The 23,288-nt window shown below is 53.4% G+C and carries 20 protein-coding genes; 10 read left to right on the top strand and 10 right to left on the bottom strand.

Going from position 1 to position 23,288, the window contains the following annotated elements; genetic code table 11:
• On the top strand, positions 1-465 hold a 465-nt coding region (locus tag POG22_RS17925; protein WP_498906685.1), incomplete at its 5' end, for a hypothetical protein.
• A 153-nt stretch (positions 466-618) separates the two neighbouring features.
• Here the strand turns inward: POG22_RS17925 and modB are convergent.
• The 3 genes from modB to POG22_RS17910 all read right to left on the bottom strand — a co-directional run bounded on the left by modB (position 619) and on the right by POG22_RS17910 (position 3,412).
• Positions 619-1,287 (bottom strand): molybdate ABC transporter permease subunit, encoded by a 669-nt coding sequence (modB, locus tag POG22_RS17920; protein WP_498906684.1) that lies wholly within the window; start codon positions 1,285-1,287, stop codon positions 619-621.
• Positions 1,288-1,491: 204 nt separating this feature from the next.
• On the bottom strand, positions 1,492-2,829 hold the full coding sequence (locus POG22_RS17915) for a TRAP transporter large permease (RefSeq protein ID WP_498906683.1): 1,338 nt from the start codon (positions 2,827-2,829) through the stop codon (positions 1,492-1,494).
• The gene (locus POG22_RS17910) at positions 2,822-3,412 is read right to left on the bottom strand and encodes a TRAP transporter small permease subunit (RefSeq protein ID WP_017662882.1); all 591 of its coding nucleotides are present in this window, start codon (positions 3,410-3,412) and stop codon (positions 2,822-2,824) included. The genes POG22_RS17915 and POG22_RS17910 overlap by 8 nt, the downstream gene beginning before the upstream one ends.
• A gap of 480 nt (positions 3,413-3,892) precedes the next feature.
• On the opposite strand from POG22_RS17910, the gene POG22_RS17905 reads away from it, so the two are divergent.
• A complete protein-coding gene (locus POG22_RS17905; RefSeq protein WP_063716185.1) occupies positions 3,893-4,387 on the top strand; it encodes a GAF domain-containing protein in 495 nt (164 codons plus the stop codon).
• Between the two features lie 155 nt (positions 4,388-4,542).
• Here POG22_RS17905 and POG22_RS17900 read toward each other — a convergent pair whose 3' ends face one another.
• Both POG22_RS17900 and POG22_RS17895 read right to left on the bottom strand, forming a co-directional pair.
• Positions 4,543-4,884, bottom strand: coding sequence for a 7(1) septoil knot domain-containing protein (locus POG22_RS17900; protein ID WP_223307446.1), 342 nt, complete (start codon positions 4,882-4,884; stop codon positions 4,543-4,545).
• A gap of 13 nt (positions 4,885-4,897) precedes the next feature.
• Positions 4,898-5,821 (bottom strand): tetratricopeptide repeat protein, encoded by a 924-nt coding sequence (locus tag POG22_RS17895; protein WP_498906682.1) that lies wholly within the window; start codon positions 5,819-5,821, stop codon positions 4,898-4,900.
• A gap of 215 nt (positions 5,822-6,036) precedes the next feature.
• Between POG22_RS17895 and POG22_RS17890 the strand changes: the two genes are divergently transcribed.
• A complete protein-coding gene (locus tag POG22_RS17890) occupies positions 6,037-7,278 on the top strand; it encodes an MDR family MFS transporter (RefSeq protein ID WP_498906681.1) in 1,242 nt (413 codons plus the stop codon).
• Positions 7,279-7,312: 34 nt separating this feature from the next.
• Here the strand turns inward: POG22_RS17890 and POG22_RS17885 are convergent, their stop codons facing one another.
• A complete protein-coding gene (locus tag POG22_RS17885; RefSeq protein ID WP_017662876.1) occupies positions 7,313-7,816 on the bottom strand; it encodes an HNH endonuclease in 504 nt (167 codons plus the stop codon).
• 210 nt (positions 7,817-8,026) lie between these two features.
• Here POG22_RS17885 and hetZ point away from each other — a divergent pair, with 210 nt between their 5' ends.
• Positions 8,027-9,208, top strand: a complete 1,182-nt coding sequence (hetZ, locus tag POG22_RS17880) for a heterocyst differentiation protein HetZ (protein WP_063716188.1) — start codon at positions 8,027-8,029, stop codon at positions 9,206-9,208.
• On the top strand, positions 9,201-10,214 hold the full coding sequence (locus POG22_RS17875; RefSeq protein WP_063716189.1) for a hypothetical protein: 1,014 nt from the start codon (positions 9,201-9,203) through the stop codon (positions 10,212-10,214). The genes hetZ and POG22_RS17875 overlap by 8 nt, the downstream gene beginning before the upstream one ends.
• Before the next feature lie 145 nt (positions 10,215-10,359).
• Here the strand turns inward: POG22_RS17875 and POG22_RS17870 are convergent, their stop codons facing one another.
• Both POG22_RS17870 and POG22_RS17865 read right to left on the bottom strand, forming a co-directional pair.
• Positions 10,360-11,184 carry a 2OG-Fe(II) oxygenase gene (locus tag POG22_RS17870; RefSeq protein ID WP_063716190.1) on the bottom strand — a complete coding sequence of 275 codons (825 nt, stop codon included), beginning with the start codon at positions 11,182-11,184 and terminating at the stop codon, positions 10,360-10,362.
• 362 nt (positions 11,185-11,546) lie between these two features.
• The gene (locus POG22_RS17865) at positions 11,547-12,305 is read right to left on the bottom strand and encodes a PEP-CTERM sorting domain-containing protein (protein WP_074170842.1); all 759 of its coding nucleotides are present in this window, start codon (positions 12,303-12,305) and stop codon (positions 11,547-11,549) included.
• A gap of 475 nt (positions 12,306-12,780) precedes the next feature.
• Here POG22_RS17865 and POG22_RS17860 point away from each other — a divergent pair, with 475 nt between their 5' ends.
• Entirely contained in the window at positions 12,781-15,102 is a 2,322-nt protein-coding gene (locus tag POG22_RS17860; RefSeq protein ID WP_498906680.1) for a transglutaminase TgpA family protein, read from the top strand.
• A gap of 52 nt (positions 15,103-15,154) precedes the next feature.
• On the opposite strand, the gene POG22_RS17855 is transcribed toward POG22_RS17860, so the two are convergent.
• Together POG22_RS17855 and POG22_RS17850 are read right to left on the bottom strand one after the other, a co-directional pair.
• Positions 15,155-16,441, bottom strand: coding sequence for a DNA cytosine methyltransferase (locus POG22_RS17855; protein ID WP_498906679.1), 1,287 nt, complete (start codon positions 16,439-16,441; stop codon positions 15,155-15,157).
• A gap of 170 nt (positions 16,442-16,611) precedes the next feature.
• Positions 16,612-16,995: a DUF2237 family protein gene (locus POG22_RS17850; protein ID WP_063716194.1), complete on the bottom strand. Its 384-nt coding sequence runs from the start codon at positions 16,993-16,995 to the stop codon at positions 16,612-16,614.
• A 159-nt stretch (positions 16,996-17,154) separates the two neighbouring features.
• Here POG22_RS17850 and POG22_RS17845 point away from each other — a divergent pair, with 159 nt between their 5' ends.
• The 4 genes from POG22_RS17845 (at position 17,155) to POG22_RS17830 (ending at position 22,871) form a co-directional block, all read left to right on the top strand.
• Complete coding sequence (locus POG22_RS17845) at positions 17,155-17,634, top strand: aldehyde dehydrogenase (RefSeq protein ID WP_498906678.1); 480 nt, start codon at positions 17,155-17,157, stop codon at positions 17,632-17,634.
• A 449-nt stretch (positions 17,635-18,083) separates the two neighbouring features.
• Positions 18,084-19,049, top strand: a complete 966-nt coding sequence (hemC, locus tag POG22_RS17840; RefSeq protein ID WP_063716195.1) for a hydroxymethylbilane synthase — start codon at positions 18,084-18,086, stop codon at positions 19,047-19,049.
• A gap of 123 nt (positions 19,050-19,172) precedes the next feature.
• A complete protein-coding gene (locus tag POG22_RS17835; protein ID WP_498906677.1) occupies positions 19,173-21,665 on the top strand; it encodes a M48 family metalloprotease in 2,493 nt (830 codons plus the stop codon).
• Between the two features lie 762 nt (positions 21,666-22,427).
• A complete protein-coding gene (locus POG22_RS17830) occupies positions 22,428-22,871 on the top strand; it encodes an RNA recognition motif domain-containing protein (RefSeq protein WP_017662862.1) in 444 nt (147 codons plus the stop codon).
• The last annotated feature ends 417 nt before the right edge of the window (positions 22,872-23,288 follow it).

Here is a 23,288-nt window from a genome sequence, read left to right as displayed (position 1 = left end):
GTCGGAACGGGTGTTGGCGTGGACGTGGGAACGGGTGTTGGCGTGGACGTGGGAACGGGTGTTGGCGTGGACGTGGGAACGGGTGTTGGCGTCGAAGTCGGAATCGGCGTGGGAACGGGTGTTGGCGTAGAAGTCGGAACTGGCGTCGGCGTCGAAGTCGGAACTGGCGTGGGAACAGGAGTTGGTGTCGGTGTGGGAACTGGCGTAGAAGTCGGAACCGGCGTGGGTGTCGGCGTTGGCGGTAACGCGCCGATCGCACCGGTTTCGTTTTCTCCATCTCGACTGTCTTCGACGGCTTCAGAAGTCGAAGAGTCTGAAACCGTTGGTTCAGAAGTCGAAGCTTTCTCGAACACGATCGCTCGTTCCACAACCGAAATTTCGATCGCATCGTTTTCCAAGCGATCCGACGGCGATCGCCTCGTCTCGAATCCGCGAAGGCTGAACCATCCCAACACAACCCCGTGAATTCCCAAAGACGCGACGACGAGAACCATCCAAAACCGTAAAGATTCCCCAGACTCGCGCCGACGCCAGCGAACCCAGCGAGATTTTCGAGCCGTCGTAACGGTAGAAAGCACCACGGACATCACCCATCAAACACATTGCCATACCATTCCTTTACGGCGCTGCGTTCGATCGTTCCAGATATTTACTCAAAAACACCACGGCGATCGCGATCGCGCTCAAAATCCCCACCAACACCGCCGCTTCGCGATCGTTCCCCATCTGCACCTTTTGATAAATCGCCATCGGCATCGTCTGAGTCACGCCGGGAATGTTCCCCGCCACCATCAACGTCGCCCCGAACTCCCCCAAAGCACGCCCAAAACTCAAAACGACCCCCGCTAAAATCCCTTTCCACGCCAGGGGCAACCATACCCGAAACAACACCTTCGAGGGGGATTGTCTCAACGTAGACGCCGCCTTTAAATACGCGGGATCGACACTTTCAAACGCGGCTTTCGTGGTTTTCACCATCAGTGGTAGGGCAACGACAGCAGCGGCGATCGCAGCACCCTGCCAAGTAAACACCAGCGTCCATCCCGTCAGTTCGTACAGTAAATGCCCGATCGCTCCGTTGCGTCCGAGCAATATTAATAAGAGATATCCCACCACCACCGGCGGTAACACCAGCGGTAACGTCACGATCGCTTCGAGCCAATCTCGACCGGGAAAACGATACCGCACCAGGAGATAACCGAGACTACTGCCGATGACAGCCACGAATACCGTCGCGATCGCCGCCACCTGTAACGATAGACGTAAGGCATTTCCAATTTCGTTCATGGCTTTTCCGGTATTTTCTATAAAGTTTTGTAACGATTCCGGGGCATTCCCGTAAAACTCATCGATTTTTCCCGAGATATTAGTGGGGGGGGGAGTTTCTGGGTCGTGTATCGGCGATGGCGAAGCCTGGGTTCGACGTCGTCATACCTCTCTCCCCCCTTTCTTCAGCGAACAGTTTTTGCAGTGAGTCGTTGAGAGGTTCGGTTAGCCTTGGATTTTGCTGAAGGAAGGAAGCCAACTCACGATCGCTGGAAAACGAACGATCGCGACTAATACCAGAATTTGCAGCAACACGAAGGGAATCACCCCGCGATAAATATCCTGCGTCTTCACCTCGGGCGGCGTAATGCCTCGTAGATAAAACAACGCGAATCCAAACGGCGGCGTCAAAAACGAAGTTTGTAAGTTCGCCCCCAAAACCACGCCGTACCACACCATATCCATCCCAAACTGCTGGGCGACGGGGGCAAACAGCGGCACGATAATAAAAGCGATTTGGAAAAAGTCGATAAAAAATCCCAAAAAAAACACGATCGCCATACTCGCCGCCAAAAATCCCACCTCTCCGCCGGGAAGGTTGCCTAACGCGTTCTGAATGACCTGTTCTCCCCGGAGTCCTCGGAACACCAAGCTAAACGCCGCCGAACCCAACAAAATAAACACCACCATGCTGGTAATTCGTAAAGTCGCATCGCCCACGCGTTGCAGCGAATCCCAACTTAACTGATGGTTGGCTGCGGCCAGCAAAATCGCCCCGACGCTACCGACAGCCCCGGCTTCTGTAGGCGTTGCAAAGCCGAAAAGAATGCTGCCGAGAACCAAGACGATCGACAGCAGCGGCGGAACCATCGCGTTCAACACCCGCATTCCCAAATCGCGACCGCGCATATTTCGCACTTCTGGCGGTAAAGCTGGGGCGGCGTCGGGTCGAATCGTCGCGATCGCCAAAACGTGAACGGCAAATACTCCAGTCATCAGCAATCCCGGTATCATCGACCCCACGAACAAATCGCCGACGGAAATGCCCAACTGGTCGCCAAGAACCACCAACACCACGCTGGGGGGAATAATTTGTCCGAGGGTTCCCGATGCAGCAATTACCCCCGTCGCCAATTCTTTGTTGTAGCCGTAGCGCAGCATGATCGGCAGAGAAATCAATCCCATCGCCACGACGGTCGCCGCCACGACACCAGTTGTGGCCGCTAACAAAGCGCCCACGAGAACCACTGCTAAAGCTAAACCACCCCGTATCCGTCCGAAGAGAATGCCAATGGTTTCGAGGAGGCGTTCGGCGATTCCCGATTTTTCCAGCATCGCCCCCATAAAAATAAAGTAAGGAATGGCCAACAGGGTGTAGTTGGACATCGTGTTGAATACCTGTAGCGGAAAACTCCCCCACAAAGAAAAGCTAAAGGTTCCAGTTGCGACGCCGATGAGACTGAAGAGGATGGCGACACCGCCGAGGGTAAAGGCGACGGGATACCCCAGCAGCAACAGGACGAGCGCCCCGAAAAACATGGAAATTCCTAACCATTCAGTCATTTCGACCGTCCTCTTCTGTGTTTGTGCCTTCAGAATTTGCGTCGTGGGAATTGGCCTCTGCACCGATCTCGCCGACAAAAACCGCCCATTTTTTGATGGCTTCGGAAATGCCTTGCAAGATCAGCAGAACGAAGCTGACGAATACGAAGGTTTTGATGGGATAGCGGGGTAAGCCGCCGGGATCGGGGGAGGTTTCTTGAATTTGCCAAGAACTGAGAATCGGCGATCGCACGAACCACAGGGCGACAGCGCAAAACGGTATGAGAAACAGTAGGGTTCCGATGACATCCGCTAACGCTTTGCGGCGGGGCGACCAGTTACTGTACAGCACGTCCATTCGCACGTGTTCGTTATGTTTGAGGGTGTAGGCAGCACCTAATAAAAACACTAAGCTAAAGAGATACCATTGGGTTTCGATGAAAGCGTTGGAACTGAGTTTGATACCGATGGCTTGGCCCGCATACCGTCCGATGACGTTCCAGGTTCCCACAACGACCATGAGAAGGACGAGCCAGCCTGTTAGACGACCGATCGATTCGTTGGCGCGATCGACGAGCCGCGACAGACGTAACAGGGTTTGCAACGGTTTCTCTCCTGGCGATCGATAGACTCAACAAAGCGATTTTGTATTTTACCCTCGATGGGGAAAGAATTGACGGTTTCGGGGTTGAAATTTAGGCGTTGCGGAACGATCCGAGAAACGCACTGCTGTTTTTTGCAAGGAGGATCGAGACCTTCGGCTTGGAAATGTGGGGGGAAACAAGCGATCGAGACGAGACCTCATGTTGTTGAAGCGAGACGATCGCGAGTTCGGGTTCTCGTTCCGTCTTTGTATATTTATTTTTGTTAAGTTCTATATTTCAAATCTCGAATCGTTTTTAGCTATAGCAGTCCCAAATGAGTCGTCAAAAATTAAAACACCCGAAAAAATCTGATTCCCCGTTCCCCGTTCTCCGTTCCCGATTCCCTTTTTGTCTCAATTTTATTACACAACTGATTTAAGGTTGCTATATCATAGATAAAAAATGCGATCGCTCGAATTGGGGTTGAAAATCTAAAGTCTATGTTAGACCGTCAATTGCGAATCCTCACCAATCGTCTGTCGAGATCCCTAGCAGGCGATGCGTTAATTCAAAGTAAAACGCAGCAACTTCGCGATCGCTTAAACGTCGATCGCATCGTGCTGTATTATTTCTACCGAAAATGGAAAGGACAAGTGACGTTTGAATCTCTGTCTTCTCCAGAGTTCTCGATTTTAGGCTCGACGGGAGCTGACGATTGTTTCACGGGCGAATACGCCCAGCTCTATCTCGAAGGTCGTTTGAATGCGATCGATGACGTAGACACAGCAGAGATACATCCTTGTCATCGGGAATTTCTAAATAGTATCGGCGTGAAAGCCAACCTCGTCGCCCCCATCCTCCAAGATGGCGAACTGTGGGGATTGTTAGTCGCCCATCACTGTCGTTCTCCTCGAGTTTGGTCTCAACAAGATAAAGACGAGATGCGATCGGTCGCACGCGAGTTGGAAACGGTCGCTGTCATTCGCAATGTTTGATATCTGTGAAGCAGTCCAAAATGTGCTGTAATTTAAAAAATTACGGCACTTTCACGGCAAAAGATCTCGAATCCGTCCGACAGACTTATTTCATACTTCCTAAAACTTGTAAGCCAGTCGGCGAGTTGAATGGCATTCTAAAAAAACAAGCAAAATTATGGAATGCCGGGAAAAGATTCGACGAATTTAACTTCAATATCGGGAAAAGATTCGACGAATTTAACTTCAATATCGGGAAAAGATTCGACAAACTCCCACTGACCGCAGCGATCGGGAAACGCATCGACCACCTGTACGTTGAGATCGGGAAACGCATCGACGATCTTTACCGTTAAATCGGGAAAAGATTCGACGACACGCACTTTTCCAAACAGCGAAAACCCGTTTGCCGTGCAGGTTTCAGCATCGACGTTTCCCGTCGCGCCTCGGGCGAAACCAGCAAACAGGAAAACGAGACACGCCACCCCAATTGCGATCGCCCGATAACGTTTTGTCACGATAATTCTCTCCTTACCGCTGTTGCTGCAAATACCGAGCCGCTTCTCGAGCTTGCTGCGCTGCTTCCGAGCGTCCCTGTCGCTCGAACAATTGCGCCGCCTGTTGCAAATCGTCGATGGCGCGATCGAACTCCCCGAGCGTAGCATAGGCCAACCCTCGATTGCCGAAGGCTTCGGGTGTTTCCCCATTAATGTCGAGAACCCGCTCGAAATCCGCGATCGCCGCTTGAGGGTTCGACTGTTGCAACCAGAGCATCCCCCGGTTGAGATAGATGGGAACCTGCAACAGCGGTTGTTCCGGGGGAACGGCGGCGAGGGCGTTCTCGTACCCCGTCAACGCCGCCTCCGCGCGTCCGAGTTCGGCCAGCGTCAGAGCGCGATTGTAGTGAGCCTCGACGTAACCGGAATCGAGTTCGAGGGCGCGATCGTAATTATCCAAAGCCGTTTCGATCTCTCCCAGCGCCGCGTAAATATTACCGCGATTGAGATACGGAATTGGATTATCGGGATCGAGTTCGAGAGCGCGATCGAAATCTGCTAACGCCGTTTCCAAATCGCCCAGTTGTGCGGCTGCGGCTAAATAAACGTTACCGCGATTGATATACGCTTCGACGTACTCCGAACGCAGGCGAATCGCGTCGCTATAATCTTCGATCGCCGACTCGAACTGTCCCAACGCCTCGCGCGATCGCGCCCGGTTAAAGTAGGCTTCCGGTAAATCCGACTCGCGATCGATCAGTTCCGAAAACGTCTGTTCCGCCTCAGCGTAATTCTCGCCCTCAAACTGGCCGACTCCCTGTCGAAACAGTCGGTCGGCTTCTGGCGAAAGGGTTTCGACCGTTTCGGTTTCCACAGCAACGGCGATCGTCGGAACGCCCAACCCCCCTAACACGATTAAAACCAACGTCACCAAAGCATTCTGAAGCGTTCGTATCATGTTCTCAATCCTGTCTGCAAAGCTTCTTGCTGCGGGAGGCGCTGCCAACTGAGCAAATCAAACTACCGTCCCGCTTTCCCTTTCACCTTAACGCAGCGACTGCCTACCTCAGAGCGATCGCCCCACCTGAGATCGGGGCTTCGACATCGCGACTCGATATCATAACGATCTGGACTTTTGCTGTTATCCGTTCGGAACGCCGAACGGTTCGAGACGTGAACGACGCGCAAAAACAAGTTTGGATTCTCATTATCGGGCGCTTTATTTCCCAAATCGGAACGGGATTTACACTGTTCTACGCCTCGATTTTCTTCGTCAACCAAGTTGGATTGTCGGCTACGGCAGTCGGGATCGGGTTAGGGAGCGCCTCGATCTCCGGCGTTGCCGGCCGCATCCTCAGCGGTTCGATGTGCGACTCTCCCAACTGGGGGCGCAAGCGAACCTTACTGCTCTCTGCGATTTTATCGGCAGCAGGATCGTTCGTCTTGGCAGCGACTCAAGATTTCGCCACCCTCGTCGCCGGAAACTTACTCAACGGAATGGGGGTCGGGCTGTACTGGCCGGCGTCGGAAACCGTCGTGGCCGATCTGACTCCTCCCGACAAACGCCGAGAAACCTACGCCCTCAACCGTCTCGCCGATAGCTTGGGTTTGGAATTCGGCATTATTTTGGGCGGTGCGTGGATCGCTCGAACCGACAACTATCGTCTGCTATTCGTCGTCGATGGCGTCTCGTACCTGCTGTTTTTTACCGTGTTGGCGATCGCCATTGCCGAAACGGGGCGTCAGATTGAAAAATCCGAAAATCCCTTCAAAAACTGGGCGATCGCCCTGCGCGATCGCACTCTCCTCGTCTACGTCGCCGTCAACGTTCTCTTTACCACCTACATTTCCCAAACCGATACCGCCTTACCGGTGTATCTAAGTAACTTTCTCTCCGTAGACGACGGAAACGGCTTTCCTCCCAACGTCCTCAGTGGCTTGTTTACCTGGCACGTCGCCGTGTCCGTGTTGTTACAACTACCCGTTGCCAAACTGCTCGGTCGCTTCGATCACGCTCGAGCGTTAACCGTTTCGGCCGTACTTTGGGCGTTGAGCTTCGTCGGCGTGTGGACGACGGGCAATACCGAACGTCCGCTCGTGTGGGCAGTTATCACCTTGGGCGTTATGGCGATCGCGACCGTATCGTACACCCCTTCCGCCTCGGCGTTGGTTGTCGAGCTGGCACCCGATAACTTGCGGGGGGTGTACTTGTCGATCAATTCCCTGTGTTGGGCAGTCGGCTACGCCGTCGGGCCGCCGTTAGGAGGGTTTGCTCTCGATCGCACCGAAGCGTTCGCTCACGGATTTTGGTTGGTTCTCGCTGCCAGCATCGCCATCGTCATCGCCACTTTACAACAGCTCGATCGCCTGCTAGCCAAGCGGGAGGCTCGACGGGAAGCAGAGGAGATGGGGTGAGCTTACCCCCACGAGTCATCCCGTCAGCCGGCCTTTAAAAATCAATCCCGATGGCGTACTTGTGCCACTCGGGATGCGTTCCACTTTTGAGATATTTGCGAACTTCAAAATACAAACTGCTGTGAGGTCGTCGGGGGGGATGTTTGAGTAACATGGCCGCTTCCTGGGGCGTGCGATTGCCCTTCTTGACGTTACAGCGCACGCAGGCAGTCACCAAATTTTCCCAACTGTCACCTCCCCCGCGCGATCGTGGAACGACGTGATCGAGGGTTAACTCCTCTCCCGTGTAGTTACAATATTGACAAGTGTGTGCGTCTCGGTAAAAGATGTTGCGACGAGTTAAAGGAATCTCTTTGTAAGGAACTCGCACGTAGTAACGCAGTCGAATAACCGTAGGAAGGGGACACTCTGGATAAACAAACTTACCGTTGTGTTCGAGCTGTTCCGCCTTCCCCTTCAATACCAATACGATCGCCCGCTGCCAATTCGTAATGTTCAGTGGCTCGTAAGAGGCGTTCAGGACGAGAACCTTACCCATTGATGTGTCGATGGCGTCAAATTCCTTAAACAAAGCGTAGCATATTCACTTCGAGATCGCTCGAAGCCCCCACGTATATCGATCGGTGCGATCGCACCACCTCGCTCGGATGGGGTTGTCAGATTCGATTCGTCAAACCTTGCATCTACCGCCGCCGAACTTCCGGCCGAGATCTCCGGAAGTCGATCTCGCTGTAAACTTGAGAGGGTCATGGTGACGGGTAGTCAGCAAGAAGCAGATCGTCAAGATACGGAAACACTGGTCGAGAGAGTCGCTCGCGATCTCCACCAGTCCACACGTGCTAGTCAAGGAAACTGTCAAACGGTGGCCGCTCGCATTGTCGAAGAAGTCGAACGGACTTGTACGCAAAGCCAACGCATCCAGGCGTCCGGTGAAGTAGCAGCTTGGGCGGACAAGCTCGCACGCCATCGGGTTCAGCAATGTCTGAACTACTACCGCCTCGGATCTCGGGGCGGACGGGTCGAACTTCACAGCACGCTGAGCGCCATTATCTATCGATATATTACGCCGCCGTCAGTGCAGTCGAGTTACTACGGACGGCTGCAACTCATCGAAGATTTCCTACAGGGCTTTTATGTCGAATCCCTCAACGCGTTACGACGGGAATTCGATCTCGAGGCCACCTATTCGCCGCGTACGTTGTTAGAGTTGTCGGAATACATGGCGTTTACCGAGCGCTACGCCAAACGGCGCATTACTCTAAAACGGGGTCGCAGCCAACAGCTCGTCATTTTAAGAGCGCAAACCTTCGCCCAACAACAACCGCCCGAGTTCGCCGTCGATCTCGATCGCGCTGGAGACGGAAAACCCAACGATACCGATACGACCTGGAGCGATACGCCCACGAGTCAAGTGCGCGATCGCATGGTAGACCTGACCCCCGATCCGACCGACGACTTACTGCGATCGCGGGTCATCGACGAACTGATTGCTTACCTCGAAGCCAACAACCAAAGCGAATGCGCCGACTATTTCGTTTTGCGCTTGCAAGATCTCCCCACCCAAGAGATCGAAGCCATTCTCGGTTTGACGTCGCGACAGCGAGATTACCTCCAACAACGGTTTAAATATCATTTAATTCGCTTTGCTTTATCTCACCGCTGGGAATTAGTTCACGAATGGCTCGACGCCGATCTCGATCGCGATCTCGGCATGACCTCGAGTCAGTGGAAATCTTTCCTGAATTCCTGTAGTTCTGAAGAAGTAGAATTACTGCAACGCAAACGTCGCGGCGAGTCCGAAGACAATATCGCCCAACAACTCGGCCGCACCCCAACCCAAATCCGACGACGCTGGTTTCAACTACTCAAACGGGCTTGGGAAATTCGCAACGAACGAGTGTCCGGAGGAGACGAACGCAGCGATGAATAATGATACGAATTCCCCCAACAGGAACCGAGAAACGGTCGAAGATCGTTTCTTTGCGTGGCTTCTACGAGATCCGACGGACGATTTGGCATCGCCCCCCGGAGACAACGAGGTAAACGTCGATGTGACGAATCTCGACGTTCCGGAACCGGTCGGGCTTGATGCCGAAGCCCGACCGAACTATCAATCGATCGATCTAGGAGACGAACCAACCGTGCAAGACCGTTTTCAAGCGCTACTCAAGCGCCGATTCCAAGACCAACTCCAAGATAACTTACCGCTCTTTCCCTGGGAGACGGAAGTGCTGGAGTACGATACAGATCCCGTTGACGACCGAACTGGGGTAAGAGTTCCCAGCCTCTTGTGGTTGAAACAACTACAAGCGATCGACCTTCCCGTCACGCTTCCCGAAGGCGTGTTATCGGAACTGTTGAGTCGCTCTCAGCAGCTCGTGCAGTCGTCACTTCGCCAAGGAGAGCGGTTGATGGCCGCTGTAGAAACGCTGTTTCCCGATCGCGAAGACGAACTCAACCTCTGGACGGAACGCCTGTTAATTTGGTCGGCCAGTCGCAGCGGTGACAAGCTGCTGGCCTCCTCCGACGCCGCCGATAACTTTCCTCCATCTTACGATGCGGCGACCCCGACCCAACAAATGTTGCTGTCGCTGTTAGCTGCTAAAGAAATCGTCGAAACTCTATCGCTGCACGTTTCCCCAGCACGTCCGACCGAACGACGTCAGTGGCTCACCAGCCACGGGTTGTTGACTGTGGAAGCCGACTTCCGCAACGACGGCGATCGCCCGAGGCTCTACGCACTCTGTCAGCTTCCCGAAGGCGGACGCGTGCAGTTGTGTGGCGATGCCAAACTCGCCACCGCTCAGCGTTCGGACCCAGGAGACCTCTGTGTGGAGCTTCCCGACGTGCGATGCGATCGCATCTATACCTTGGAAGTACGCCTCGATGCCTCCGAACAGTCTCCCTTGGTATTTTCCATTTGTCCTGGCGTTTAGGAGCTTTTGGAGCTGGGGAGCTTTTTCAGGGAAGAGGGAAGAGTGAAGAGGGAAGAGTAAGCATAGCGAACAGGTAAAAGTTTAGCCTCATCATCTGACTGGTGACTGGTGACTGGTGACTGTAAAAGGCTTCCCCATCTTCCCCTCATTGCCGCAGCCATCCGTTGAAGGTAAAGCGACTGTCCTCGAAGTGTTTTGAGGAACAACGAACGGGCATGACTTCGTGTTGGCAGCGACTGTCGAAAAAGACAATGCTGTTGTTCTGTGGTTCGAGGGTAGTAAAGCAGTCGGAATCGACGACGCGCCCGGAGGCGAGATCGGTTTTGTAAAGCCGTAACTCGCCTCCTGAGTACGGTTTGGGGCAGCGGTGGAAGTAATAGACATAGGTGAGTTGGCGGGTAGCGGTTTCGGGGGAACCGGAATCGTTGTGAACTTTGTAATACCCGCCATCGTTGTGAGCTGTCAGCTGCATTTCGAGTTCGGCGATGCGGAAAGGGGCGCGATCGAGTTGGGTGAGAACCTCTGGCAATACCTGTAGAATGCGCTGTTTGAGGAGATGGTAGAACTCGGTATATAGGGTGGCGTAGAGAACTGAAGATTGACGGTAGTTCGTGGTTTGGTTCGTGGTTCCCGAAGAAACGAACTGCTCGCAGCGATCGATGGCAATGTTCAAGGCTTGTTGGTTCTCTTCGGGAGAGAGAAAGTTCTCGAGGAGAACGTAGCGATCGAGGGGGATCGATTGAGGGTTAGGAAATTCAACATCTCCCCCCGATGGAGTAGAAGGCGCGATCGCCTCAGTCTCGCCGAACGACGGTTCGCACTCTGTTTTGTGGTGGAGAGCGATAACTTGGAGTGCGATTTCTGCCCGATCGCGTACTGACACGGTCGGATCGTCTAACATTTCGTCGAGCGTGCGAACGGACTTCGAGACCAGTCGTTGCCACGCGCCTTGGAAGTTACTGACAAACAAGGTTGGATTGGGACTTGTAAGACTAAGGAACCATCAGCTTGTTTGGGGCGATCGCGATCGGTCGATCGTTGAAGATGGCGCACACCGCGAGAACCCAAACGCCGATCGCCATCTCAGAACATCACACCAACGAGAAGTACGGTGACGCGAGGTAACGAGGGCGACCCGCACTTCTCGTCCGAGGAGAGTTCGAGTGGCGATCTCGTGCGATCGCCACTTCACCCGAGCGAGGGTAGAGATCTCTGCTATCGACGGTGAAATTTCCAGAATTTTCCATAAAAAAACCGTCGTGGTGTCGGGTCGTCGAACTGCTCAAGCAAAACTTAAAGTAGTAGATGCAAACCCATTAGACGGTTCGGCAATTAACCCAGTTGACGGCGGCGAGTACGCTCGAACGCTGCGCCCACTGCCATCAAGCCCAACACCACCGACGGTTCGGGAACTTCTTTCGGCTGCGGTGTCGGTGCGGGAGTGGGAATCGGCGTCGGAACCGCAGTCGGAGATTGGGTGTACATTTTCGTGCTGCCGTTGCGGTTGGCTCCCACGCTTTGCATGCGAACCCCAAAGTCTTGGCCGACAAAATTCTCAAGCGAAAGCGCTTGCGTCGCGTGTTTGACGATAAACGACGTGCCTTGGAAGTCGTCTCCGCCTTTGAGACCTTGACTGCCGATTTCGAGGGCGACGTTAAAGCCATCAGATGGCGCGATCGCGTCGGGATAATTGGAATCGACGCCACCGTTGAGAGCGGCTTTCTTCGCTTTCAGCAGATCTCCCGCCGAACTCGTGTATACGTCGCTACTCTTTAAGCTATAGAAATTGTCGTCGTCGAGATTGGCGAACGGGTTGGTGTTTGCCGTGACGTTCAAGCCGCTGACGAGAGACGAATCGTTGATATCGAAGAAAATACCGCGCAAATCGGCGAGATTGACCGATTCATCGACTCTGAAGTCGAACTGAACTCCGCCATCGTCGAGATCGCTGAGCCAAATGTCAACTTCGGCGTTGCTCCCCGTAAACGGGGAAATCGAAAAGTTTAAGGAACCCGCCCTAGCTGGGGTTGCCGCGAGGACAACGACCGGCGATAGGGCAGCGCCTAGTATCAGTGTTAAATATCGCTGCATTGCCTTCCTAACCCTAAACAGGAAATACCTCTTCTATTTCTAATGTAAGCACAGTTTTTTTAGAGAACTGAAAACTTTCTGTAAAGTTTCGGACGCTTCATGTAAATTTTTGGTGTGGCAGACCTCTAACAAAAGCCGATCTTAAATCCTGAAAAGCTTTGCTGATATAGATTGACACGACTATTTTATGTTTTTCTGAGTTCCATTTTTCTCGAGAGTTATAACTTGTTGTTTTGGTGGATATACGCATTTTAAATTACATTTTTTAAGAAAAATTGCGTGTTTTTGCGGGTGCTAGACCCCGAAAAACTCGGAGATGGGCGCTGTGGGGTCGCTGGCCTCAGTGGTCGCCCCCTCTATGTTAGCGAGATCGGAACGCGATCCGTAAAGTCGCCGAGTCCAAAAATATGTCACATTGAGAAAGAGACTGCCCGTCGTCGTCTACGTCTCTGTCTATATCTCTAAGATAGTCGAAATGTCTGAATCTCCAAGTCTGAGACTCTCTGACATCGCCCGGTTACGGCCGCTATGGCAGCGTTTGCGATCGCTTCCTCCTCCAGTCCCCGAAGACTCGATCGCCCTGCGCGTTCTCGTTCAAGGGATGGTCGTGATTGGAATCGTCGCCACCGACGTCGCAGCAGAGACTCAAATCAGTTTGTGGGCTGTACCGCTGAGTCTCGTCGGTGCGACCTGGAGTTGGTATCGACGCCACCATCGCAACGTTCTGACGAAATTTATCCTCGCGATCGCCCTGCTCGTGTCTTTAGTGGCGTTTTTAAGCAATCTCGTCACGACGCTCAACGATACACGTCTGATCTTAGCCGAACTTCTCATTCAGGTTCAAGTGCTACACACCTTCGACCTGCCTCGACGCAAGGATCTCGGCTATTCGATGGTCATCGGTCTGATTTTACTGGGGGTTGCCGGAACCATCAGCCAAACGATGGCTTTTGGGCTGTTTCTGATTCTGTTTCTAGCCTTTGCCGTTCCCGCCCTCATGTTCGACTATCGATCGCGCCTGGGACTGACGCGCCAACACGCCAGACGCCCCCCTCGTCAACCCCTAGCAGGTTTCCGTCAGTCGTTTCCCTGGAAAGCCAGCATCGTCTTGGTCGCGGCGGTATTGAGTTTGGGCTTAATCCTGTTCGCCGTCATGCCTCGGGTTCCCGGCTATCAACTTCGCAGCTTTCCCGTCAGTACGACCATCGATTTTCGAGGTCAGTTCGACGGACGCAACATCGTCACCCCCGAGGGGAGCGAGGGGAGCGAAGTCGGGGGAAACGGCGGGACGGGTAACGCCGCCGAAGGGCCTGGAGAACTCGACGACACGTACTATTACGGCTTCAGCGATCGCATCAATCAAAACCTGCGAGGAACGATGACGCCGAAAGTGGTGATGCGGGTGCGATCGCAAGCCCCCGGATTTTGGCGCGTTACCGCTTTCGACGAATATACCGGTCAGGGATGGCGTATTTCCCGCAACGACGACGTGCGAAACGTGGCGCGATCGCCGTGGACGTTTCGATTTACTCTGCCGTTTATCGAAGTCCGCAGCAACACCCGAGAAGTCATCCAAACTTACAGTATCGTTGCCGACCTGCCGGGGTTGATTCCCGCCCTCGACCAACCTCAATTTATCTACTTTCCCACGAAAGAAATCGCCGTCGGCCCTGAAGGATCGCTGCGATCGCCCGTTTTCTTAACTGACGGATTGACCTACACGGTGATTTCCCAAGTGTCCGAGCGCGATCGCACCCGACTCGCACAAGCCCCCACCGACTACCCCAAACGCATCGAAAGCCATTATTTCCAAGTTCCCGAAGACTTGCGCGATCGCCTGCGGGAGTTTACCGAAGGCGTCCTCGCCGACGCCCCCAACCCCCTGACGAACCCTTACGAAAAATCGCTCTATCTGGCTCAATACCTCAAACAAAACTACCGCATCCCTGAAAATCCCTTCGGGTTGCCCTATCTAGAAGAGGGAGAAGACCTCGTCACGAACTTTCTGTTTCGTTGCGAAAGCGCTCCCGATCCCCAACTCTGCTCTCCCGGCGGCTATCCCGACCACTTCTCGACCGTTTTAACCGTCCTGTTGCGATCGATCGGCATTCCCGCTCGCTTAGCCACTGGATTCGCCCCCGGAGAGTTCAACCCCTTTACGGGACTGTACGAAGTCAAAAACACCGACGCCTTCGCCTTGACTGAAGTGTACTTTCCTCAATACGGTTGGTTCGCCTTCGATCCGATTCCCGGCCGCGATGTGGTGCCTCCCTCGATTTCTGAATACGAAGCCTTCGGCGTTTTGCGTCAGTTTTGGGATTGGGTAGCCGGATGGTTGCCGTCCCCCGTGGCTGGATTGATTGGCGGTCTGTTCCAATTTATCGGCAACGCGATCGAGTGGGTGTTTCAGTTGTTCTTTAAAGGCTGGTTCGGCGTTCTCTCGGGCTTGTTAGTCCTTGCCTGTTTTGGGTTCCTGGGCTGGCTGAGTTGGCAGGGATGGCGAGAATGGACGTACCGTCGCCGGTTAGCCAAACTGCCCGCCATCGAACGGTTGTATCGTCAAATGTTACGAACGCTGGCCGGTCGGGGACTGTCTAAACATCCCGCTCAAACTCCGCTGGAATTTGCGAGTTTAGCCCGCGATCGCTATCCGGCCGATCTCGCCGACACTATCGACGCGATCGTCGAGGCTTACGTGCGCTGGCGTTACCGTGGCGAAGTGGCAGACGTGCAGGGACTGCACCAACGTTGGAACGCCGATCGAACCTGGCATCTGAAACAACGGTTGAAGCGGTAGTCGAGAGGGGGAGAGGGGGAGACAAGGGGACACTGTTACCTGAAACCTGTTCTCACTCTTCACTCTCCCCTCTTCCCTTCAAAAGTCGCGGGGCGATGACGTGATGAGAGACGCTGTAGTGTCGGGCAGCATCTCTCATCGGGCGAGTTAAGAGAGGGGAATCGATTAAGTGTAGTACGCGATCGCTGGCGACTGGCGTGACCCCCAACGCTTCGACAATCTGCTCGGCCACTGCCTTCGCCAATCGAGGGGGGACGGAGTTACCGATTTGTCGGAAACCGTGCCATTTCGTGGCGTGGAAGCGAAACCAGTCGGGATAACTGTGCAATCGTGCCGCCTCGCGGACGGTAATGCAGCGGGGAAACGTCGGATGGATCGGACGGGGCGAGGTAAACGCGCCGCGACTGCTGGGGGTTCCCGCTCTCAACGTGTTACAGATCCCGTTGGGATCGAGTCGCAGAAAGCGGCTGATGGGTTCGACTTTGCCCGGTTTAGTTTGGTTAAATCGCTCGATCGAGGTGGCGTTGTGTCGGGTGCGCCAACTTCCCGTCAAACGGTGGCGATCGTAGTGTCGGAGAGCGGCGTAATCGTTCGGTTCGATCGCCAACCCCCGTAAAATCGCCCCGTACTCGCTGGGTTCGCCGAATTCTGCCTCGACCGAATCTCCCTTCAGCAGTTCGTCGTACTGCTCGATTTCGGGCAAGTCTCGTAACGCGTCTGCCACGGTGGGAGAGGGGGGAAGAGAACTGAGTTTTTGGGCGGGTTTCCCGTTGGCTGGGCGCGTTTGAGGTTCGGGATAGACAGGAGGCGCAACGTCGTCGCGGTAGCCTAATAGAAACAGCCGCTCGCGATTTTGGGGAACGCCGTAATGAGAAGCGTTGAGAATGCGGTAAGGGGTGACGACGGTATAGCCGCAAGCCTCGAACTTCTCGATAACGATATCGACACCGCGTTTGTGTTTGCCGACGGCCATGCCTTTGACGTTTTCCAGAACAAAGTACTTCGGCCGTAACTGCGACACGAGGCGAACGAAGTGAAATACGAGATTGTTGCGAGGATCGTCGAGGAGGCGTTTGCCCATGAGGGAAAATCCCTGACAGGGCGGTCCGCCGAAGATCGCGTCGAACTCGTCCGTGCGGGCAGCTTGGCGAATATCGTCGCCCTCTACGTCAGCGACGTTCCGACAGAGAACCGGCGTCTCGGGAAAGTTATACTCGTGAACGGCGCAGTGAATCGGGTCGAGTTCGACGGCAGCTCGCACGTCAAATCCCGCCTGCTCGAAGCCGAGGCTCATTCCACCTGCCCCAGCAAACAGATCGATCGCTATCGGTCGCACCATGTTCTCTCGTAAAAGACTGCGCCTCAAGGGACGCTAAGGCTAGGGTTTCTATTGTACTCAGGGGCGTTGAAACTGTCGATCGTTTGGATGGCGTTTTCTGGGTTCGAGTTTAGAGCGACGGTAGGGTGGGCTGGGTAGAGGGGGAACGAGGGAAAGGGGGGAAACTTGGGTTAAGTCGAGCTTTCTGCGCTGTCTGAGGCGTATTCTTGCAAAAGGTCTAAGGAAACAACCTCGAGAGCGTTTTCGTGAGTCGAAGCCAGCACCACTGGCGGCGCAACTCCGGCCTCGAGGGCTTCTTTCCAGCGTAAGGCGCACAAACACCAGCGATCGCCCGGTTTTAACCCCGGAAAGTGAAACGCTGGAACGGGCGTGCTGAGGTCGTTTCCTTGCGCTTTGGTATAGTCGAGAAATTCGGCGGTGACTTCGGCACAGATGACGTGAGATCCGAAGTCTTGGGGGTCGGTGTTGCAAAATCCATCGCGGTAAAATCCCGTGCGCGGGGAGAAGCAGCAGGGATCTAAGCGTTGTCCGAGGACGTTTTTCGTTTTTTCCACGATCGGCGATCTCCTGTGGTGGTCTTTGAGAATTATGGCAAACTCAGCCGGGAAGGGAAACGGCGATCGCATGATGTTTCTCTGTAGCTCCGTCTCTGGAGATCTCTCAGTAGCAGTTTGGCATCTCGTTTAAATCCTGATTGACATTTTTTGTTTTTTATGGTATTAAACTTTGTTTTGCTTAGGAGTAAATTTCGAGCGGGTTTTCGCAAAATTCAAAAGTTATTGAAAGGATTCACAGTTGAAGAAAGACGAGCAATTTATTTGTCGCGAAATCCACCACAATCGGATTTTAGTTTTGTTGAATATTGTTTTGAAGACGACTCAAAAGAGCTGAAAAAAGTAGCGATCGCAATTCGTGAGTCTATCGCTCAGCTTGGAGGCGTCGATCACCAATTTATTCGTGCCGAGTCATCTTTTGAAGAACTGGTAATACTTCCATTCTGGAAAAATATCGGAGATATTGGCTTTTATACTGAAGATTTTATCGAAGCGATCGAACGAGAGTTAGGTGTTGAATTTACACAAGAACAACTGAGAAAGGCTTCGGTTCGAGATCCCGACTTGAATACAGACATGGCGATCGCTGAATTTGTTCGAGATTTTTATGACTGGTATCGTTTAAGTAAATTTGTCTGAGAAAACGATCGAAAAACAATATAATATTAAATTTCATAAATTTAAATACATAAATTTCAGGCAAAAAAATAAAGAAAATTGTTTAATTTTTAATCTTTATAAAATTTACGCAGTTCGACCGAAATTACACGCAATGAAGAGGTCGGTGGGCATTGCCCACCCTACAAATAGCTCGACAAGCATTAAATAGCTGCGATCGAAATTTTCATTCCGACAACGACCAAAGAGAGTCATACAGAATCTGAATTTCAAACAGTGGTTTTGCCGAACGCGGCAAACCCTTCTCTGTGTCCTCTGTGCCTCTGTGGTGAACACTTCTTACAACCCGACTTATCGAAAACGGATTCCGGAACGTCCCATCATCTCCTCACCACCTCACCTCATCTCAACGCGAGTGCGGTATTCTAGATCGGGTCTGTGTATAATGAAAAGTTTTCAGTAAGCGTTCCATGACCTCCTCTGTTTCTGCTGAAGCCCGAACGATTCGCATCGGTTCCCGAAAAAGCCAACTGGCACTCGTTCAAACTCACTGGGTACGCGATCGCCTGCAAGAGAGTTACCCCGATCGCAAGTTTGAAATCCACACCATGAGTACCCAGGGGGACAAAATTCTCGATGTCGCCTTGGCGAAAATCGGCGATAAGGGACTGTTTACCAAAGAACTGGAAGTGGGAATGCTGGCTGGGGAGACAGATTTCGCCGTTCACTCCCTCAAAGATTTACCGACGAATCTTCCTGAAGGGTTGATGCTGGGATGTGTCACGGAACGGGAAAACCCCGCCGACGCCCTCGTGGTTCACGAAAAACACAAAGACAAACAACTCGAAACCCTTCCCGAAGGCGCGGTGGTCGGAACCTCGTCCTTGCGTCGGTTGGCTCAACTGCGCCACCATTACCCCCACTTAGAGTTTAAAGACATTCGGGGTAACCTCAACACCCGTCTGGCGAAACTCGACGAAGGAAATTACGATGCCATTATCCTCGCTGTGGCGGGATTGCAACGGCTCGGTATGGGCGATCGCATCCATCAAGCGATTCCCGCTGAGGTGTCGTTACACGCTGTCGGACAAGGGGCGTTGGGGATCGAATGTCGCGAAGGGGATACTGAGATTTTAGAACTCCTCAAGGCGATCGAAGACGTGCCGACGACCCAACGCTGTCTCGCCGAACGTGCCTTTTTACGGAATCTCGAAGGGGGTTGTCAAGTTCCCATCGGCGTGAATACCTCCATCGAAGGCGATCGCTTGACGTTAACAGGAATGGTAGCCAGTATCGACGGCCAGCAACTCGTCAAAGACACGGTTTCGGGAAACACCGCCGACGCGGAAACCCTAGGTGTGACGCTGGCGAACCGTTTGCGGGAACAGGGTGCAACGGAAATCCTCGAAGTCATTTTCCGCGAAATTGCCCGCTAGGGAAGAGGGGAAGCCGGGGAGCCGGGGAGAGGGGGAGAAATTGTCAATTATCAATTGTCTTCCCTCCTCATCTCCTCGCCAACGAAAGCTATCGTAGGAGAGGTGGGAATTTGTTGTGCTGATATGTCCTCATCTGCCGATCGAGCTAAATCGGGTGAAACGTCGCGATCGCTTCTAAAGAAAGGTTTGGCCAACCTCAAACGCAAGCAGTACGACACGGCGATCGCTCAGTTACAAAAAGTTTGCCAAATTTCCAAGTCCCCGAAAAATATTTGTCAGGCGCAGATGGGACTCGTCAACGCCTACGCGAACTGTCGTCGCCCTCGAGAGGCGATCGCACTCTCTCGTCAACTCTGCCAAACCCCAAACCCCAAAGTCCAGCAGTGGGCGCAACAAACCCTCGAAGTATTACTCAAACGCTTTCCCGACGCCGACGAACCGGAATCTTTAGGATTCGAGCCGTTTGACAACTCGGAAAACCCGGAATCCACACCCCGCCAATTGGGATTCGAGCCGTTTGACAACCCGAACAACCCGAACTCGACTCCTGGCGAACTGGGATTCGAGCCGCTCGAAACGGCTTCGTCGTCGCCGACTTTCCCCGTCGCCGCATCTCGGGAAATCGCCTATGTTCCCGAAGAAATCTCTCCACCACCGCCACCTCCAGGCTCCCCCAAAACACGCCCCTCCCGAGACGCGTCTCCAGACACCTCGACAACTCCATCCCGTCAGACACCGCAGACGGAATCGCCAGAAACGCCCCTGACGCCAAACGAACCTCCGACAACTTGGCAAGAACGCAACGCACCGAGAGCCGTCAATTGGAAGTCGCTGAAATCTCCGAATTTGGCACAGTTGCGTTGGCTAGAATTCGCGACAGTTCTGGCGACATTTTTGTTGTTGTGCTTGCTACTCCACGGATTGATGACGGCGACGAACGAAATTCTCGTTCGTTATACGTTTTCAATTTGGCGTCCGATACAAGCGTTTTACGGAAACCATACTGGAAAAATTGCCGGGTTTTTGGTGGTGCTGTTTGCGGTGTCTCCCTGGCTGTTAGACGGGTTGTTGCAGTTTGGGTACGGGTGCAAACCGTTTTCTCTGAGCAAGCTCAAGAAATTCAGTCCCGAAGCGGCGCAGTCGGTGCGTCAGTTTTGTAAAACCCGTCAGTTACCGATTCCTGAATTTCGCCTGCTACCCGAGACGGCTCCGATTGTTTTCGCTTACGGTCATTTACCGAAAACGGCTCGCATCGTCGTCAGTCAGGGACTGCTCGATCGCCTGTCAGATGACGAAATCGCGTCGCTAGTGATGGCGCAAGCGATCCGACTCGAACGCGGCAATTTGACGGGGGATTTGGCGGTTATGTCGGGGCTGGTGGCACTGTTACAGCTTCCCTATACCCTCTATTGGCAAGGGTCGCGGTTGGGGGATTGGTTGCGACAGCGCCAACAGAGCGATCGCGATCGCCTCCCATTATGGATTCTCTGGGGAACGGGGTTCTGGGGTGTGGCGACTGTTTCGACGCTAGCTTACGGCTTGTTTGAGTTGTTGCGATATCCTGTACTGGCGCTGTCTCGTCGCTGTCAAACGGCGAGCGATACGGATGTTGTCAACGTTACGGGAAATCCCAACGGCTTGACTCGCGCCTTGCTGTCGCTGTCGGTGGGAATGTCGCGACACCTCGCCTCTCGCCCCGATATCGTTTATCTCTATGAAGGATGGGAGATGTTAGCCCCGTTGGGAACGTCACAAGCTCGGTTTCTCGGAAGTTTGTATCCTCAGATTTCTCCAGAGTCGGCGTTGGCGTGGGATGTCAAAAATCCTTACAGTCACTGGTTCGCCCTCAACAGCAGCCATCCGTTATTGGGCAAACGCCTGTATCGACTGACGCGCATCGCTCAGTTTTGGGAGTTAGAGACGCAGTTACAGTGGGGCGACGCGACGCCGCTCGAACCGACACGCCGACTTCAGACACTGCTTCCGTTACAGGGTGCGCCGTTTCTCGGAACCGCGATCGCCGTGGGGTTAGCATTGGTTCCGGTGGCGATCGGTTGGGTAGACAACCTGTTCGACGTGGGAGTCGTGGCGTGGGTGTACGAGGATCGTTGGTGGTTGCTGGGAGGCTTGGCCATGACGGGGTTTTCTCTCGGAACGTTCTTACGCGTTAACGCATATTTTCCCGATTTGAAACCCTCTCGTCTCGATCTGTCTCCCAATTGGCGACAGTGGTTTTCCGACGGGCGATCGATTCCGACTCAAAGTCGGTTGGTGAAGGTTTCTGGGCAACTCGTCGGTCGATCGGGGACGGGAAATTGGCTCGGTCAAGATTTGACATTGCACACGGACGACGGAGCGATTCGGTTGCACTATTGCACGCGATTTGGCAGTGTGGGGAATTTTTTACCGCAACCGGTGCGCCCGGTTGATTGTCTCGATCGCACGGTGACGGTGACGGGATGGTTCCGTCGCGGTGCGGTGCCTTGGATCGATATCGATACGCTACAAACGCCGAAAGGAAAAACCAGTCCTGACGGCCATCCGATTCGCTCGACGATCGTCGCCGTGTTGATGGCCGTGTGGGGCGCGTATCTGCTCGTTCGCGGTGGGTTGTGACGGGGCGATTTGCCTTACTATCTCTTCTTTGTTACATTTAGTAACGTTTGAAATCACGCTTTGACAGAAATCTTAGAGTTGCTATTGCCAAAAGATACGCCGCTTGCGTATGATACTTAACCGCTTTGTTTGGAGTCCTCGGTCAAACCCCAGCCTTCAATTTTTAGGGAAAACGATCGGCTCGCGCGTCGGGCGTCTGGCTCGATTTGGCGTTGAGACTGTGATACCGTAGAGGAGGGTTTGCTTAGGTTCGAGCAAACTGCGCTATCGAACAAACAAGCGACATCGATCGTTTAGGAGATTTTAATTCGCGATCGCTCGATCGGTAAGGAACAGACGCCATTTGCCAAGTCGCGCGTTTTGCAAGTCTAAGATGAGTCTTTGGGTTTGACGGGTTCGCTGACTCCGATGCACTCGGGGGTTCGGTCTTCAAATCTCAAGACATCGACCAGATTCGATCGCAGTTTGTTTACTCGTTTAGTGTACCGATGCAGCCTTTGGGCCTCACGCATGACTGAAGTTTTACGCTACAAAATCCTTGCCAGACAGGTTTCTTTACAGAAAACAGATTGCGATCGCGCGGGTTTCGTTCGTTCGAGTCGGTCTTGGAAGTGGCGCGACTCGTCGAGACGCGCGGTCTGCTGCGTTGAGGAAGATCGAGGTTTGACACGGGTAAAACCCCACGACCCGAACGGTTTCCAAACGAGCGATCGCGTTTTTTAAAGTTGTTAAATATCTCTCTAACTCTGGAGGTTTACATTCATGTCTATCCGTCTTTACGTTGGTAACTTGCCCAAAGAAGTCGAGCGTCAAGAACTGCAAGACTTTTTCAAAGATGCGGGCGAAATGCTGTCCGTTAAAGTCATCACCGACCGGAAAACGGGCAAATGTCGCGGTTTCGGTTTCGTCACGGTTAAAAACGACGAACAAGCCGATCGCATCATCGAAGCCTACAACGGCAACGAGTTCAAAGACAGCCAGATCAAAATCGAGAAAGCCTTGCCTCGTAAGAAAGGTAAGGAAGGTTCCGAAGCGCCTGCGGCCTCGTCTTCTAGCGGTGGCGGCGGAAAATCTAGCCGTCGCAGCAATCGCTCTCGCAGCAGTAGCCCTAGCTCCGATTCGGGTTCGGCACAACCCGATCCCCGTTGGGCGGACGAACTGGCGAAACTCAAACAAATGCTCGCTACCCAAACCACGAACTCCTAGTTCGTTTGTTGGCATCGAGGTTGCCTCGATAACGATACCAGGTCGCTCTCGGCCTGGTTTTTTCAGTTTTTGAGGATCGCTCGCGGCCGCGACTTTTCGCAAACTCTATCAAGATCCGTCGCAGTACTCCGCCTATACCGCGAAGCGGTTAGGGGGTGGTGAAGCGGCGGTGAGTTGAGGTGCGTCCCCTGAACAATGCGAGAGCGAGAGAAGGGGATAGCGCCGAAACGAGCAATCAAATATAATTGATAAGGTGGTAACACGCTGAAAACATACAGATAGCTCATCCAGTAGGCAGCCCAGAAGTAACGGTTAAGACACTGGCAACCTGTATAGAGCATAAAGCCCAAAACAAAAAATCAGATCCGTCCGGCTTGGGGGCACCAAGTGGACGTAAAACAAAAAGCCTGTGGAATC

It is taken from the genome of Geitlerinema sp. CS-897 (assembly GCF_028368005.1).
In the GTDB taxonomy this organism is placed as follows: Bacteria; Cyanobacteriota; Cyanobacteriia; order Cyanobacteriales; family Geitlerinemataceae; genus Baaleninema; species Baaleninema simplex.
Note: the sequence above shows the minus strand (reverse complement) of the source record. Positions and strands in the feature narration are given on the sequence as shown.